Annotated in this window: 16 protein-coding genes; 11 read left to right on the forward strand and 5 right to left on the reverse strand. The window is 60.1% G+C overall.

Features of this window, described 5'->3' with window-relative positions; genetic code table 11:
- Positions 1–96: 96 nt before the first annotated feature.
- From ACIQC5_RS23355 to ACIQC5_RS23375, 5 genes are all read right to left on the reverse strand, one after another.
- Entirely contained in the window at positions 97–885 is a 789-nt protein-coding gene (locus ACIQC5_RS23355; protein ID WP_400287484.1) for an SDR family oxidoreductase, read from the reverse strand.
- 178 nt (positions 886–1063) lie between these two features.
- Entirely contained in the window at positions 1064–1669 is a 606-nt protein-coding gene (locus ACIQC5_RS23360; protein ID WP_400287485.1) for a cysteine hydrolase family protein, read from the reverse strand.
- Between the two features lie 218 nt (positions 1670–1887).
- A complete protein-coding gene (locus ACIQC5_RS23365; RefSeq protein WP_400287486.1) occupies positions 1888–2757 on the reverse strand; it encodes an NAD(P)-dependent oxidoreductase in 870 nt (289 codons plus the stop codon).
- 45 nt (positions 2758–2802) lie between these two features.
- A complete protein-coding gene (locus ACIQC5_RS23370; protein WP_400287487.1) occupies positions 2803–4284 on the reverse strand; it encodes an Nramp family divalent metal transporter in 1482 nt (493 codons plus the stop codon).
- Between the two features lie 206 nt (positions 4285–4490).
- A complete protein-coding gene (locus ACIQC5_RS23375) occupies positions 4491–5414 on the reverse strand; it encodes a LysR family transcriptional regulator (protein ID WP_400287488.1) in 924 nt (307 codons plus the stop codon).
- 169 nt (positions 5415–5583) lie between these two features.
- Between ACIQC5_RS23375 and ACIQC5_RS23380 the strand changes: the two genes are divergently transcribed.
- From ACIQC5_RS23380 to ACIQC5_RS23430, 11 genes are all read left to right on the forward strand, one after another.
- Positions 5584–6603 carry a CoA transferase subunit A gene (locus tag ACIQC5_RS23380; protein ID WP_400287489.1) on the forward strand — a complete coding sequence of 340 codons (1020 nt, stop codon included), beginning with the start codon at positions 5584–5586 and terminating at the stop codon, positions 6601–6603.
- Positions 6600–7379, forward strand: coding sequence for a CoA-transferase subunit beta (locus tag ACIQC5_RS23385; RefSeq protein WP_400287490.1), 780 nt, complete (start codon positions 6600–6602; stop codon positions 7377–7379). The genes ACIQC5_RS23380 and ACIQC5_RS23385 overlap by 4 nt, the downstream gene beginning before the upstream one ends.
- 23 nt (positions 7380–7402) lie before the next feature.
- Complete coding sequence (locus tag ACIQC5_RS23390; protein ID WP_400287491.1) at positions 7403–8509, forward strand: mandelate racemase/muconate lactonizing enzyme family protein; 1107 nt, start codon at positions 7403–7405, stop codon at positions 8507–8509.
- Entirely contained in the window at positions 8506–9576 is a 1071-nt protein-coding gene (locus ACIQC5_RS23395; RefSeq protein ID WP_400287492.1) for a zinc-binding dehydrogenase, read from the forward strand. The genes ACIQC5_RS23390 and ACIQC5_RS23395 overlap by 4 nt, the downstream gene beginning before the upstream one ends.
- A complete protein-coding gene (locus ACIQC5_RS23400) occupies positions 9573–10577 on the forward strand; it encodes a cyclase family protein (protein ID WP_400287493.1) in 1005 nt (334 codons plus the stop codon). The genes ACIQC5_RS23395 and ACIQC5_RS23400 overlap by 4 nt, the downstream gene beginning before the upstream one ends.
- 28 nt (positions 10578–10605) lie before the next feature.
- Positions 10606–11349: a 3-oxoacyl-ACP reductase FabG gene (gene fabG / locus ACIQC5_RS23405; protein ID WP_400287494.1), complete on the forward strand. Its 744-nt coding sequence runs from the start codon at positions 10606–10608 to the stop codon at positions 11347–11349.
- Positions 11350–11364: 15 nt separating this feature from the next.
- Complete coding sequence (locus ACIQC5_RS23410) at positions 11365–12579, forward strand: thiolase family protein (RefSeq protein WP_400287495.1); 1215 nt, start codon at positions 11365–11367, stop codon at positions 12577–12579.
- Positions 12580–12649: 70 nt separating this feature from the next.
- The gene (locus tag ACIQC5_RS23415; protein ID WP_400287496.1) at positions 12650–13627 is read left to right on the forward strand and encodes a LacI family DNA-binding transcriptional regulator; all 978 of its coding nucleotides are present in this window, start codon (positions 12650–12652) and stop codon (positions 13625–13627) included.
- A gap of 113 nt (positions 13628–13740) precedes the next feature.
- Complete coding sequence (locus ACIQC5_RS23420) at positions 13741–14199, forward strand: VOC family protein (RefSeq protein ID WP_400287497.1); 459 nt, start codon at positions 13741–13743, stop codon at positions 14197–14199.
- 166 nt (positions 14200–14365) lie between these two features.
- Entirely contained in the window at positions 14366–15673 is a 1308-nt protein-coding gene (locus ACIQC5_RS23425) for an ABC transporter substrate-binding protein (protein ID WP_400287498.1), read from the forward strand.
- Between the two features lie 10 nt (positions 15674–15683).
- Positions 15684–16360 (forward strand): carbohydrate ABC transporter permease (locus tag ACIQC5_RS23430; RefSeq protein WP_400287499.1); only part of this gene is annotated, 677 nt, incomplete at its 3' end.

Consider the following 16360-nt stretch of genomic DNA (forward strand, 5'->3'; position numbering starts at 1 on the left):
TTGATGCAGATGAGGTAATAATAAAGGGTGGCCCAACAAACAGCAGCACCCCGGGTTGTCCGGGGTGCTGCTTTCATCTTCTATGGGACTGTCCGGCTAGACGAGCACCATGCCGCCGTCGATCATGACAACCTGGCCAGTCATGTAGTCGGAGTCGGAGGAAGCCAGGTAGAGGGCCGTCCCGGTCACATCTTCCGGCGTACCGGGCCGTCCTGCGAGGATGGATCCCGAGAACTCCTCGAATGCCTGACCGGGTGCACTCGTGTCTCCCAGTTCCATAATGTCCAGGTCCAGCTTGCGCCAGAGCGGCGTGTCCACCACGCCGGGGGCGAAGGCGTTACAGGTGATGCCGTGTTCGGCCAGGCCCCTTGCTGCGGCCTGCACGAGGGAATTGACGGCGAATTTACTTGCACAATACGGCGCGAAGTTCGGGTAACCCTGGCGGCCGGCAATGGAGGACGTAAGGATCAACTTTCCGCCGGTTCCCTGCGCGATCATTTGCTTGGCGGCCTCCTGCTGGCAGATCAGGGACCCTAAACCATTGACATCCAGGGTGGTTCGCCAGTTCTCTTCCGTCACGTCGAGAAAATGCATGGGGCGAATGATGCCCGCGATGGCGAACATCACATCCAGGCCGCCAAATTCTTCGACTCCTGCCATGACAGCGGCAGCAACATCTTTGCGCTCAACCACATTGCCTGAAGTTGCGATGGCCCTGCCTCCGTCCGCCACAATCTCCTGGGCGACCTTATGGGCCGCTTCGGCATTGAGATCGAAGATGGTCAGCGAGGCGCCTTCGGCTGCCAAGCTACGGGCCACTGCCCGGCCCATGCCGCTGCCAGCTCCAGTGATGAGGATTCTCTTGCCGTCTACTCGTCCTGCCATGTGGTGACTCCTTTGTTCGTGCCTCATGGATGGTTTCGACAGTACTGAGCACCTTTGACTGCTGTCCAAGACCTATTTCGGCGCCTATTGATGACTCAGAGGCATCAATAGGCGGTCCCGGCATGGCAAAGGAGGCCGTTCGCCGGTAGTCCGGCGGACGGCCTCCTTCATGCGCTGGTCAGGACGCTTGCGTGATCTCCTCTGTGGTCGTGAACTCGGCAATGTTAGTCAACGCGTAGGAAAGCGCGGCCTCGTGCCATTCGGCGTTGATGCTGGACGTCGCGTCCTTCACCAGGACAGCTCGGAATCCATGATCCGCCGCATCCCGGATGGTGTGCTCAACGGCCATGTTGGTCCAGACGCCCACCACAATGACGGTGTCGACACCGGCATTCCGGAGGAGGACGTCCAGGCCGGTTCCGTTGAAGCTGCTCATGCGGTTGCGGGTCAGGACCGGTTCGTTGGGAAGGGCTTTCAGGCCCTGCAGTGCATCAGCGCCCCACGAGCCAACCTTGAGTGACTCGGGCCCGATCATTTGGAAGATGGGAGCATTGGTTCCGCCGAAGTTGTGGCCCGGATAAAAGACGATCCGGTTGTGGATCACCGGCAAGGAATGTTCCCGCGCCCATCGAACAACATTGCTGACATTGGCGACGAGATTCTGCTCTTTGGCGTGGTCAGCGGCCCCAAAGGAGGCGAAGGCCCCGTCTTCATGGGCATTGTCATTCTGGAGGTCCACCAAAAGGAGGGCCGTCTTGGTTAGGTCGAGAGGGGCTTCTGCCACAATGATCTCCTTGATGCGGGTTGTGCTGCGCGTTGAATTATTACTTGAAGTGTCAACTAACGTATCACCATTCAGGAAAGCGGGCAGCTCACGGGTGAGGAGCAAGGTAACTGAGACTCCCGTGGAATGTGTCACCACTTCGGCGTTCTGGAGGTCCAGGTGTTCCAGCGGTTCCCGAAGATCTTCGCCGAGGCTGAAACGTCCAGTGCGCCGCGGCCTCAGGCGCCCTTGCGGTAGACGTCGATCACGGCAGAAGCGTCTTCCGAAGCCAGGCCCTGGTCCACCGCCTTCTCCAGGACTGCGACGGTAGCGTCGATCATCTCGCTCTTGTAGCCCGCTGCTGTTGCCGTTTCGCCCACCAACGCAGCGTCCTTGAGGAAAATGTCCACCCGAGCGGCGATGTCCTTGGTTTCGGTCAGCATCCGCGGGCCATAGTTGCTGAGCATCCACGATCCACCCGCGCCACCCTTGACTGCCTCGAACACCTTGGCGGCATCCAAGCCGAGCTTCTCTGCGAAGGCCAATGCTTCGGCAGCCACCACGAGTTGGCTGGTGGCGAGGAGCTGATTCACGATTTTGTACGCTTGGCCATCAGCCAGATTGGGTCCTGCGAGCACCACGTTGCCCATGCTTTCGAGTACGGGACGGATCTGCTCGATCGCTGAGGTGTCACCGCCGGAGAAGAGGGTCAGCGTGCCCGCAATCGCCCCAGGGATGCCACCCGTAACGGGGATATCAAGCAGCGTTGGTCCATCACTGGGCCGGTTGCTTGCGATCTTCTCCATGGCGGCCGGGCCGATGGTGGAAAGGAGTGCGACGACAGCCGTGGGTGCGGTGGTTTCGTACACGCCGCCCGGACCAAAGAGGACTGACTCGGCCTGCTGCGCCGTTGCCACCATGACCAAGACCACGTCCGCGGCCGGTGCCGCGCTCAATGAGTCGGACGTTTCCAGCTCATGCGAGCGTGCTTCGGCCAACCTTTCAGGCGAAGTGTCGACGACGGTGACGGTGCCTGCCGCCGCGGCGCGGACGGCCATCGGCAGGCCAATGGCGCCAGCGCCAACAAACGTGATCTTGGGGGTGCTCATGGTGGCAACCTTTCGGTGAGGGGTGGGGTGCTGCTTCGTGTTTGCCTACGCGGCAGCGATGGCTTGAATCTGGGTGATGGTGGTAAAGATGGCCACGGCGGCGTAGAAGACCACGGCGATACCAAGGGCAACCATGCGTGGCCGGCTGATGCGGACCACCTTGTGGAGCTTGCGGTTGACCTGGATGAGCAGGGCGCAGTACACCACCATGACGCCGCAGTTGAGTATTGCGGCCATGGCCAGCAGGGTAATCGGCTGGGTTACGCCGGCCCCCAGGATCACGATGCCTAGACCGACCATGGTCCACACGGAGACCGAGTAGATCTTGGCTTCGGTCCAGAATTTGTGTTCACGCAGGTAGCTGACTGCCAGGACATCTGCCACCACGCGGGCGACGATATCCACTACGGCCAGGTTGGCGAACATCAGGGCAACAGTGCCGATGAGCAGGTAGAAAGTCTGCAGGACACCGCCAAATTGCTCGCCAATCACACTTGCCTGAAGTTGGATGAAGGAAAGGTCGCCCTTGCCCTCGTAGGTGCCCACGGGAATTAGCCGGTAAGCCAGGAGGGAGAAGATCACGATGGTGAATAACCCGATCACGAAGAACGACCAGAACTGCTCGGTCTTCGCGTTCTTCCACCAGATCTTCCAGTTGGCAGTGTTCTCCGGGGTCATCTTGAACTGGGTTCCCGTGCCGGAGCCGGCTTCCTCATGACCAGTGATGGGGGAGACGATGCGCGGAGCGTGAGCTCCCATGCCCCAGCCTTTGTCCCTGATGTAGTTGCTGACAGTAAGGTTCAGGGCTCCACCGCCACCTGCGAACACCATCGCCGTGACCACGAATGCTGCCGAGATGCCGTCGGGCATCCGGAATGCCCCCTGCGCGGTGGCGGAGGGCAATGCGGCCCACGGCTCCCATCCGATGACGAAAAGGATAATGACGACGGCGAAGATGAGGATGGCGATCACCTTGAGGAGCTCGAGGCGCTCGACGGTCTTGTAAACGATGGGGGAGAGCGTCAGTACTAGACCAATGAGTACGAGGCCACCGATGGAGATCCATTGGACATTACCCTGCCCGCCAGCAGTAAAGGTCACCATGGTGGCAGCGCTGCTCATCCAGCCTGGCCAGGCGAAGGGAATGACGGTCATGATGACAAAAAGGGGTGCCCATCCGCGCCATAGGCGGGTGAACCCGGTAACCGCGGTCTCGCCTGTGGCCAACGTGTAGCGGGCTACTTCGGTGTTGATGAAGTACTGGAGTCCCAATCCGACGGCGGCCGCCCACAGGAAGGTAAGGCCCACCTGGCTGGTGATGTAGGGGTGGGAGATGTACTCGCCGGAACCGATGCCGACGGCGACCAGGATGACACCCGGGCCGAGCATCTTGCGGAGCGCGACGGGCTTGGGCAGTTCAGCCCATCGGAGGGCCGGGAGTCGGCCTGTCTTCTGGCGTCCGGCGGAACCGGAGGCTTCGTCGCCTTTCAACCCCTTGCCGGATGTGTGTGGATCATGCAGTGTCATGGCCTCGAGCTCATTCTCGTTAGGTGTCCTTGTGCGCCTCTGCTGCGGGCCGACGTTGGCCGTAGCTGGCGATGACGGCAATCGCGGGCTGGTCCCGGTCAACTGCCACATTCAAATGTGATGCCGCTAACAGCGGCTCTCCATGAATGCTAAGGAGAAAATCCTATCTAGCACAAATACCAATCGTTCATGGTTTATATAGAAAATTAGATAAGATGCTCCATCGCAGTCGCCTCGCTGCCAGCCTCTGGCAGCACTTCGTCGAACACTTCCAAGACCCGTGCCAGGGCGGGGGAGCTATTGTCCTTTCGCCAGGCGATGGCTGCGTGGAGCCAGACGGGATCACCTGCCAGCGGGAGGTAGGCAACGCCGGTTGGCTGGACGTGCTGGACGGAGGTCAAGGTTAGTGTGGCGCCGGCGCCAGCGGCAACGAGGGCGAGGATGGTGTACGAGTCCGGAGCTTCCTGAACAATTCTGGGCGTTATCCCCACGCGGGCGCAGGATTCGACAAGCGCTGCCCTGAGGGAGGAACCCCCTTCGGCTGGAAAGCTGATGAACGGGACATCGGCCAACTGCGCCAAGGACACTTCGGCCTCGCCTGCCAGGGGGTGTGACGACGGCAGTGCGCAGATGAGGCGCTCGTGCTCGACAATACGGAAATCCACATCCGGATGGTTGATGGGAAGCCGGACGAAGCCGAGGTCCAACTGGCCGTTCACCACTTGGTCGAGTGCTGCATATGCATACGTTTGGCCTTGGAGGACAAAATCGATCCCGGGATAGCGGCGTCGAACCTCCTGCGCCAAGGGCGGAAGGATCTTGCTGCTGGACGCCCCTGCAAAACCCAGCCGTACCCTCCCGAACTCACCTGCAGTGAGCGACTGCGCAGCAGCTTGTGCAAGTTCGACGTCGGCCAGCACCTTACGGGCGGGGCCAAGCAATCGTTCGCCGGCGTCTGTCAGGGTGACCGACCTGGTGTTCCGGTTGAAGAGCTTGACCTTCAACTGCTTCTCAAGTTGCTGGATGCGGTAACTCAGGGGTGGCTGGGCAATCTGCAAGCGCTCCGCAGCGCGGCTGAAGTGGAGTTCCTCCGCCACGGCCACAAAAGCCTCAAGTTCCTTGAATTCCATGCGCGCGTCCTTCGTTTGACCGTGGTTATCGGGGGGCGATGCATCCCGATGAACCATATATCTATGCATTGTATAAGAGTGGACTTGATTAGTATTGGACGCAGCATAGTTGCTTTGGGAAGGTTGACGCAGCAGAACGTAACCTCTTGCGTACAAAAGGAGCTTCCCGGTGACCATTCAAGACTCGGCAACGCCGCCGAAAGCTGCTGCCAGGACCAAAGACAAAACGCTTTCCATGAAGGACGCGATCGGCCGATACGTCCACGACGGAGACGTGGTAGCTATCGAAGGCTTTACCCACGCCATTCCTACCGCAGCAGGGCATGAAATTATCCGGCAGCGCAGGAAGAACCTCACGCTTGTCCGCATGACAGCTGACATCGTGGTAGACCAGATGCTGGCCGGCGGATGCATCTCCACACTGGTCTCCTCATTCGTAGGAAACTCATCGGCGGGCTCGCTGGGCGAAATTCGCCGCAGGATAGAACGGGCAGATCCGGAGCCCCTGGACTACCAGGAATACAGCCACTACGGCATGATTTGCCGCTACCTGGCTGGAGCGCAGCGGTTGCCCTTCTATCCGCTGCGGTCTTACTTCGGATCGGACCTCCCGAGAATCCAGCAGGGGATGCGTAAAGTTAGCTCTCCATTTCCCGATGACGATGGTGCCTTCGAAGAAATCTACGTGGTACCGCCCATCAACCCGGACGTGGCGATCGTGCACGCCCAACGCGCAGACCGTTCCGGCAACGTCCAGATGTGGGGGTTGACCGGGATTCAGGCCGAGGCGGTTTTCGCAGCGAAACGTGCCATCGTCGTCGTCGAAGAGGTGGTGGACGACGATGTCATCCGAGCGGACCCGAACCGCACTGTCATTCCCGCGCTCGCCGTTGACACAGTGGTGGAGTGCCCCGGGGCAACACACCCATCGTTCTCCCAAGGCTATTCGGACCGCGACAACGATTTTTACCGTGCGTGGTCAGGCATCAGCGGCGACAAGACTCTGCTGTCGGCCTGGATGGAGGAATGGATCTACGGGACCGCCGACCATACTGAATATTTGGCCAAACTGGGGTCGTCAACACTGGGCCGCCTCAGCGTTGGACAGGCTTTGAGCGGGCAAATCAACTACGGAACACGACTCGAGCCGGCCTTGGAGGCCGATGACTTCGCTAAGGAATCGAAATGACGTCAGTAGCAGAAGGCGTAGGTGTCACGGCCACGGAGTTGCTCACTGTGGTGGCATCCCGGGAGTTGGCTGGCCGGCACACTGTTTTTGCCGGAATTGGGCTGCCTACGTTGGCCGTGTCCTTGGCCAGTATGACCACTGAACCAAACCTGGAAATCGTGTACGAATCCGGTGTCTGCGGTGCCCATCCGTCCCATCTGCCGGAAACGATTGCGGACTCAGTGCTCATTACAGGAGCTGAGGCGGTGCTGTCCATGCCCGTGCTCTTTGGCTACGTACTCCAGGGCGGCCACATCGACGTCGGATTCCTGGGCGCTGCTCAGATTGATCGATGGGGAAACCTCAATTCCTCCGTCATTGGCCCGTGGGAGCAGCCCAAGGTAAGGCTGCCTGGGTCGGGTGGAGCCGTTGAAGTGGCCGCGAACTCCAAGGAAGTCTTTGTTGTTATGCGCCGCCATGACGCGCGCACGTTTGTTGAGAGCCTGGACTTTTGCACGTCTCCCGGGCCGGACCGCGCTCTGGCTGAAGGTGGACGGGTGCGCGGCGCCGGTGTGACCAAAGTGGTTACCGAGCTTGGCATCCTGACGCGATCCGGCGTCCATGATGAACTGAAGCTCTCGGCGGTGCATGAAGGTGTTTCCGTTGACCACGTTGTGGCCAATACCGGCTGGGATTTGAAGGTGGCGGAGGACCTCCGGGTGACGCCGGCGCCTACCGCTGAAGAATTGCGCTTGTTGCGGACGGAAATTGACCCCCGCAGGGTTTACCTGCGCTGACTCCGAAGGAAGGCAGTCTCACGATGAAGATTGAACGCATTGAAGCGATTCCCTACGAAATCCCCTACGTCAGGCCTTTGAAGTTTGCCAGCGGTGAAGTCACTACTGCGGATCACGTGTTGCTGCGGATCCACACGGACACCGGCATCATGGGTGTGGCCGATATTCCGCCCAGGCCTTATACCTATGGGGAAACCCAGGCCTCAATTGTGGCCGTCATCAACGGAATCTTTGCGCCTGCACTGATCGGGATGGACCCGTTTAACCGTCAATCGGTCCAACAGACCCTACGCCGCACCGTCCATAACAATACTGCCAAGGGGGCAGTGGACATTGCGCTTTGGGACGTCATCGGACATGCCACGGGCGCTTCCGTGTGGAGCCTCCTTGGTGGGTACGCTCCCAGCATGCAAGTGAGTCACATGCTGGGCTTTAAGGAACCCGAAGTCCTGTTGGAGGAAGCCCAACGTTTCGGATCCGAGTATGGGGTTACCACCTTCAAGCTCAAGGTGGGGCGGCGTCCCCTAGCGCTGGATATCGAGGCCTGCCACGTCCTCCGTGAAGGTCTGGGGGAGGACGTACAGATTTACCTGGATGCCAACCGCGGCTGGACGGCCAATGAGGCAATCGAAGTCCTGCGCCGCACTGAGGGACTGGGCTTGGCCTTTTTGGAAGAACCCTGTGATGCCAAGGAAGCTATGGGCCGGCGACGGTTGGTGGAGAGATCAACCATTCCTATTTTTGGCGACGAAAGCGTCCCTACTGCCGGTGATGCTTCGCGGGAATTGCTGTCAGGAGGGTGTAACGGCATTTGCATCAAGACAGCACGGACAGGATTTACGGAGTCCCAGGAGGTTCTTGGGCTGTCCACGGGGCTCGGTGTTGATGTGTATATGGGCAACCAGATTGATACCCAGATCGGCACCATTGCCACTGTGGTGTTTGGGGCTGCCTATGAAGCTACCAGCCGTCGCGCGGGTGAGCTCTCCAACTTCCTGGATATGGCGGATGACCTCTTGGCTGAGCCCTTGGTGATTCGGGATGGCCGCATCGACGTTCCGGAAGGCCCCGGCGTCGGAGCCAAGATCGATGAGGAAAAACTGGCCCACTACCGCGTTGATGGCGCATGATGCGTGCAATTCTCAAAGCGAAACCAGAGCGCGGCGTCGCATACCGCACCGATTACCCGGAGCCGACGGTTGATGCAGGACAGGTCAAGATCCGCATAGCCGCAGCATCTGTGTGCGGCACTGACCGGGAACTCTATGAGTTCTCGCCTATGGCCCAAGCATTCAACCTCGACATCCCGGTGGTCTTGGGGCACGAGTGTGCGGGAACGGTCATGGAGGTAGGGCCGGGTGTTGAAAGCCTTCGGGTTGGTGACACCGTGGCACTCGAATCCCACGTGGCATGTTGGAACTGTTACCCGTGCAAGACAGGCGATGCGCATAACTGCCTGAATATGGAGCTTCTGGGCTTACACCTGGACGGGGGCTTCGCCGAGCGGTTGGTGGTGCCTGCCACGGCCTGCTTCAAATTGCCAGAAGGCTTTCCTCTGGAACAGGGGGCTCTTCTTGAGCCTGCAGGCGTGGCAATGCACGCGATCCAACGCTCCAAAGTGGACATGTCCGGCGCCGATGTCCTCATCACCGGTGGCGGGCCAGTAGGACTCTTCATCGCCGCGATTGCCAAGGCCCTGGGTGCCGGCCAAGTGGTGGTTGTCGAGCCCAATGAGTATCGCAGGGGCCTCATTGATGGCCTGGGAGCCACGTCCGTGACGCCCACGGACGACGTCGCCGGGATCTGCCGCGAATTGTCCGGACCGAAGGTCGGATTCGATGTTGCTTTCGATGCCTCCGGAGTTCCGGCAGCTTTGGCGTCGCTCTTCGAAGCAGTCCGCAAGGAGGCCACTGTCGTCGCCGTCGGAATTCCAGGCAGGTCCCTTGAACTCGACGTCGCTGCCCACCTAATCAAGAAAGGCCTTACATTTACGGGTAGTTTCGGGCGTTCCCTGTGGGGGACTTGGGACCAGATTGCTGAGCTTGTGGCGGGCGGAAAGCTCGATTTGTCTTCGTTCGTCACTCATCGGCTTCCGCTGTCTGCCATGGATGAAGCCATTGGGCTCCTCTCCCAGGATGCCTGCAAGGTGCTGCTGATCCCGGAGCTTCCGGATCACGAAAAACAGGCCGCCCTATGAACCGGGACGCAAGTTTCCCACGTTACAGTGAGCTGCTCAATCGTACTGACGCGCCCCCCGGCAGCAGTTGGGGCATCTTTGGCACCGCCGACGAGTTGGGAACATTGAACTTCCTGACCCCGGAGCATAGGAAACAAGCTGCCGGATTGGTGGCCTCGGGCAATACGCACTCACTGGATCTCCCGCTTGATGCTTTCCCAAAGCCACTGATCTCTCATCGGGGCTCCTTGGAACACAATGTCTTCGGACTCAACGAGTTTCATCGGGACGACCGGATCGACAACCTCTTTCCCCAAGCCACCAGTCAGATTGACGGGCTGAGGCACTTTGGAAACCCTGACTACGGTTTTTACAATGACGCGGACGCCAGCAAGCTCATCGCTGGGGATCCAACCTTGGGCATCCAACGGTTTGCCGAACATGGCATAGCTGGCAGGGGAGTCCTGCTGGACGTTGCCCGGTACCTGCAACACACTGGTGAGCCCCTTGACTTCAGCCAACCCCGGGCTATCCCGGTCAACGTTTTGGACGCCACTGCCGAGTACCAGGGCGTCAGCCTGATGTCCGGCGACATCCTCATGGTGCGCTTTGGTTGGGTCGGTCACCGTCTGGAGCAGCAACATTTAAACGCCTTGGACGACGGTGCTCCGCTGGTATCCGTCGGGCTGGAACCCAGCCACGCCACAGCTGAATGGCTCTGGGACCACCAAGTTGCCCTTGCCGCCGCTGACAATGTTGCACTGGAAGCGTGGCCGGCCTCCGGGTCCAAACTGACCGTCCAAGCTGAGATTGACGGGAAACTGGCGGCTTCCTCCCATACCGGCATGCTGCATCGCATCCTCATTCCCCTCCTTGGCCTTGCCATTGGTGAACTCTGGTATCTGGATGAGCTGGCGCAGGCCTGCCACGACGACAAGCGCTACGACTGCATGGTGGTGGCGAACCCGCTGCGACTGCCCGGAGGCGTCGGCTCTCCCTCCAACGCGATGGCTATCCGCTAGGCATCGTCCACCCGATCAGGAAGAAATCATGGAATTGCTTAATGAACGAACGGCTGTCATCACCGGTGGCGCCAACGGACTGGGGCTGGCGACCGCCGTCGCTTTCGCCAGGGAAGGCGCCAATGTTGTTATTGGCGATCTCGATGCCGAACAGGCCGCCAAAGCGGCAGCCAGCCTGGGCATTGGCGACCGCGCGGTGGGCATCGGTTGCAATGTCACCTCAACGGACGACGTCGATCGTCTCGCCGCAGCGGCCCGCGACGCCTTCGGAGGCCTCGACGTGTGGGTGAACAACGCCGGATTTACGCGTGACGCCACCATGCGGAAGATGTCCGAGGATGATTTCGACGCCGTCATTTCAGTCCACCTGAAAGGGGCTTGGTTGGGGACCCGCGCTGCTGCGAACATCATGCGGGATCAACCCAACGGCGGCTCCATCATCAACGTCTCGTCCATTTCGGGCAAAGTAGGCAACCCCGGGCAGACCAACTACAGCGCGGCCAAGGCTGGCATCGTTGGCCTGACCAAATCTGCGGCAAAAGAGGTCGGTTTTGCCGGAGTAAGGGTAAACGCCGTGCAGCCGGGCATCATTCGCACAGCACTTATCGACTCCATGAAACCTGAAGTCCTCGAGTCCAGGTTGTCAGAGGTTCCTCTGGGCCGTTTCGGTGAACCGGAAGAAGTGGCCTCTGTCATTCTCTTCCTGGCCAGTGACATGTCCAGCTACCTGACCGGTACGGTGCTGGAAATCGCCGGCGGACGAAACATCTAGGACGAAGGAAAACCGATGAATCAGGCTTTTGTGTACGACGCCGTGCGCACTCCCTTTGGCAAGTTCGGCTCCGGCCTTGCTGCTGTCCGTCCCGATGACCTTGCCGCCCATGTGGTCCGCGAGTCCGTTAAGCGTGCTCCGGGGCTTGATGTCGAGCGGATCGACGAGGTCGTCTTCGGCAACGCCAACGGTGCCGGCGAGGAAAACCGCAACGTAGCCCGCATGGCCACGCTCCTGGCTGGCCTGCCGGTCTCCATTCCGGGTACCTCGGTCAACCGGCTCTGCGGGTCCTCGTTGGACGCTGCGATCATCGCTTCGCGCCAGATCAACGCCGGCGACGCTGAGTTGATGCTGGTGGGCGGCGCGGAATCCATGTCGCGTGCGCCGTGGGTGCTGCCCAAGACCTCCAAGCCCTACCCGGCCGGCGACATGACCTTGGCGTCCACCACGCTGGGTTGGCGTTTGGTGAACCCGGCCATGAACAAGGACTGGACCATCTCCCTGGGAGAGGCCACCGAGCGGCTCCGCGAGAAGTACGGGATCACCCGGGAGCGGCAGGATGCCTTTGCGGCCGACTCCCACAACCTTGCCGACACTGCGTGGAACGAAGGCTTCTACGACAACCTTGTGTCACAGGTTCCGGGCACGGACCTCGTCCGTGACGAGGGAATCCGCGCCGGTTCTTCGGCGGAGAAGCTGGCCGGATTGAAGACCGTTTTCCGGCCTGAGTCTGACGGGCCCGACGGCGGCACGGTCACCGCCGGGAACGCCTCGCCGTTGTCTGATGGTGCTTCGGCGGCGTGGATCGGCTCAGAGGCTGCTTCGTCCATCCTTGGTCTTGAACCCCTGGCCCGGATCGCGGGCCGCGGGGCGCACGGCAATGATCCCCAGTTCTTCGGATTCGCCCCGGTGGAGGCCGCTAACAAGGCCCTCGCGAAGGCGGGCATCGGCTGGGACCAGGTTGGCGCCGTCGAACTTAACGAAGCGTTCGCCGCGCAGTCGCTGGCGTGCGTTGACGCGTGGGGGATTGACCCCGCAATCGTGAACCAGCACGGTGGCGCGATCGCGATGGGCCACCCGCTGGGGGCTTCCGGTACCCGCATCCTGGGCACGCTCGCCCGCTCCCTACAGGCTTCCGGCCAGCGGTGGGGTGTCGCGGCGATCTGCATCGGCGTGGGACAAGGCCTGGCCGTAGTGCTCGAAAACGTCACTGCCGGCGTGGAGCAGTAATCGCCGGCACAGAGGCGGGGTGGGGAGTAGATTTCTAAAGATATAACGAAAGACGGCAGGAGGGAGCAAAATGCCACGTGCACAGAGGGTGACCGCGTCCGACGTCGCAAAGGCTGCGGGAGTTTCCAAAACCACTGTGAGTTACGTGCTCAACCAGACGCCAAACCAGTCGATTCCGGAAAACACGCGGCTACGGGTTCTGGAAGCGGTCCGCGAGCTGGACTATACGTCGCTTGCGGCGGCCCGGGCGCTCCGGATAGGTCGCAATGACACGGTCTTGTTTGTACTTCCGGATTGGCCGCTAAGCCACGCTTTGTCGAGGGTTATCGAGCAGGTCACAGAAGGGCTCGCGCTGCATGGGCTGTCCCTGCTGCTTCAGCGACCCAGCCCCGGACGCTCCCTGATTTCCCTGTGGCGGGAACTCGCACCGGCAGCACTCATGACTGTTGAGGCAATGGACGCTGAGGATGAGTTGCTCATCAGAGAATCCGGCACTGTGGTGGTGGCTGCTGCTACTGCAGAATTTGGGATCCGGCAGGACCTCATCGGTGCGATGCAGGCAGAATACTTGGCAGGGCGGGGCCATAGGCACCTTGCCTATGCACGCGTTCTGGATCCCAAGTTGGAGACGCTAAGCGCTGAGCGATGGCATGGATTCAGGAATGCCTGCCATCGTTTGGAGCTCGGCGAGCCCGTGGAGCTGGGCTTTGACCTCAGCGTTGATGGGTCTGTCAGTGCCTTGAAAGGCATGTCTGAAACTGCTGCCCATGTCACCGGAATGGCCACGTACAACGATCAGATTGCTGCAGCGGTCCTGGCTGGTATGCGGCGGCTCGGGAAGAACGTTCCCTCTGACCTGGCCGTTGTTGGGGTGGACGATGAACCGTTCGCTCAGTTTGCCGAGCCACCCCTTACCACGGTCAGGCAGAACCACACCCTCTTCGGACGCTATCTGGCGGACCGGGTTGCATCCGCCATCGGTGGCGAGCAGATGGTCAACGACGCCAAGCCGGACGTGCTTTCGATGATAATTCGTGAGTCTGCCTAGGCTTTGAACGGCCCGTTTTTATATTGATTTTGCATAACTCATCCTTGAATAAATATTGGACGCCCATACATGGCTAGTCAGATACTGGATGAACGATTCGAAAGGAACTTCCCATGGCTTACCTTCGCCTTCATCACGTCAATGTCACCTCGGATGACATGCACACACTCAGCGACTTCTACCGCGATGCCCTCGGACTGCCTCTGCTGCCATCGCCGAAGATGATCGCGACTACCCATGCCGCCGAAGCCGGACAGACGGACGGCGACGCCGAGTGGGAAGAAGGCGCTCGTTTCTTCGAGGCCGGCGATCCCGAAGAGTTGCAGGTGCACGCCACCCGACGCCAGGCCTACCTGGCACTCCAGGAAGGGCATACTGTCAACCCGCTGGTAGGTGGCCATTTCGCCTTCCGCACTGATGACATTGAAGCCATTAAAGCCCGACTAACGGAACACAACATTCCCTTTGATGACTGGGGAATCTGGTCCGTGGAAGGTTGGCACCAGATCTTCCTGACCGATCCGGCCGGAAACATGATTGAGATCCACCAAGTCAAGGACACCTCGAACTAGCGGCACCGTGCCCTACCGGCGCCAAGAATGCGCCGGTAGGGTTGCCCAGGCTCAAAGCGGTTGGTAATGCATGTGGAGCCTTTTGACGAAGTTACTTAATCGAATCAGTAGGTGGGCACTGCGATTCGAAGCACTCCAAACCCCTCAATGACGAAGGACTGAATCAATGTCGACTCAAACTGCACTTTCCCGCCGCAATTTCCTCGGCCTGACAGCAGCGGCGGCCTCGGTGCCGCTCTTGGCTGCCTGTGGCGGTGGCTCCGCCACGCAGGGTGGTGGCGCCGCCGGTGGAACCATCAAGTTCTGGGATATGCCCTGGGCTGCGCCGGCCTACAACGAGGCAGCCAAAACGGTTACGGAAGGCTTTTCCGGTGCCAACAGCAAGGCGAGCTACCAACTGATTCAGTGGAATAACTTCTACCAGACGTTCTCTTCGGCCATCGCGTCCAAGACCGGCCCGGCAGTCTCTACGGGTGGCGGGTTCCAGGCCTTCCAGTTTGATGATCAAGGCCAGATCGCGTACGCGGACAACGTCGTTGAGTCCATGAAGAAGAACGGGATGTATGACGATTTTCTGCCCGGACTCTTGGAGCCATTCAAGTCGTCAAACGGATACGTCGCCATCCCTTGGCAGCTCTCCATGCGTGTCTTCTGGTACCGGAAGTCGTTGCTTGAAAAAGCAGGCGTGGAGCCTCCGAAGGACTGGGCCACCATCCTCGAGGCCGGCAAGGCGCTCAAAAAGATCGGCGTCTTTGGTTTTGCCACCGGTTCGGGTTCCGGAAACAATTTCGGCAATCACGCAATGATCCAGATGATGGCCAACAACGGTGGCGGTGTGTTCACCAAGGACGGCCAGTTGGATGTCATGAACGACCGGAACGTCGAAGCAGTGGAATTCCTCTTGGAATTGGTTTCCAACGGAATCATCGATCCCGCCGCTGTGGGTTACACCAGTGAGAACCTTGACGCAGACTGGAAGAACGGAAAAGTCGCCTTTGGCCCCCATGCCACCCAATTGAATCACCGCGTGGGAGATAAGGCCGGTGACATCGTGGTGGCGAGCCCCATCGCCGGTCCTCACGGAGACAAGCATGGCCTGGTTTTCGCCAACAACATCATGATGTACACCAACACTCCCTCGCAGGAAGCTTCTGAAGCGTTTGTCGAGTACTTCCTGGGACAGTCCAAGACCTTCTGGCAGCAGAAACTGATTAATGCGTTGCCGGTTTTCAAATCCACTACGGAACTGCCGGAGTTCGCGGCTGACCCGAACAACGTGAAAATCGTCAAGGAGTGGCAGCCGATCGCGAAGACGTTCGCTGCCCAAGGCACCACGCTGAATGGAAGTTTGGCATCTCTTGATGGTGGTCAGGCGTTGAATCAGTTCACTCAGACCGTGTTGACGGGCAAGACCGACGCGAAGTCCGCGTTGACGGCATTCGAGTCCGGTCTCAAGTCAGTGCTGAAGAAGTAGGCGCCCGGCCATGACAACCACAGCACCGTCCGGCCTGGCCCGGGCCCGCAGGGGGATCGCTCCCGGCGGGCCCGGGGGCGGGACCTCCAACCGCAAGAGCAAACTTGCGGCCCAGACCACCAGGACGTTCTTCTGGCTTCTGATCCCTTCGGTGATCCTGCTCGTCCTGATCCACGGCTACCCGCTCTTCCATGCCGGTATCCAGGCCACCCACGATGGCGACCTGATCCAAACCGGCAACTTCGTCGGCATCGAGAACTTCCAGCAAGTCCTGTCCTCACCCGCGTTCTGGAAAGCAGCCCAGTTCACCCTGCTTTTCACCATCGTCGGGGTCTTCGGATCCTGGGCCGTGGGCTTGGGCTTGGCCCTCCTGCTCCGCACCAAAATCCCCGCGGGCGGCACGTTCAAGGTCCTGCTGCTCCTGCCCTGGGTGGTGCCGATCGTCGTGTCCTCCACGGCCTGGAACTGGCTGGTCGCCACCCCGGACAGCCTCATCCCGTCCATCTTCCGCAACCTCGGACTGGGCACCCCGCTGTTCCTGGCTGACCCTACGCTGGCAGCGGTGACGGTCATGATCTTCAAAGTCTGGGTGTCCTTCCCTTTCATGATGATGATGACCTCCGCAGCGCTTGCCTCGGTGGACTCCACTGTCTACGAGGCGGCCAACATGGACGGTGCCTCGCGCTT

Origin of the sequence: Paenarthrobacter sp. NPDC092416 (assembly GCF_044755025.1) — a bacterium.
Lineage (GTDB): Bacteria > Actinomycetota > Actinomycetes > Actinomycetales > Micrococcaceae > Arthrobacter.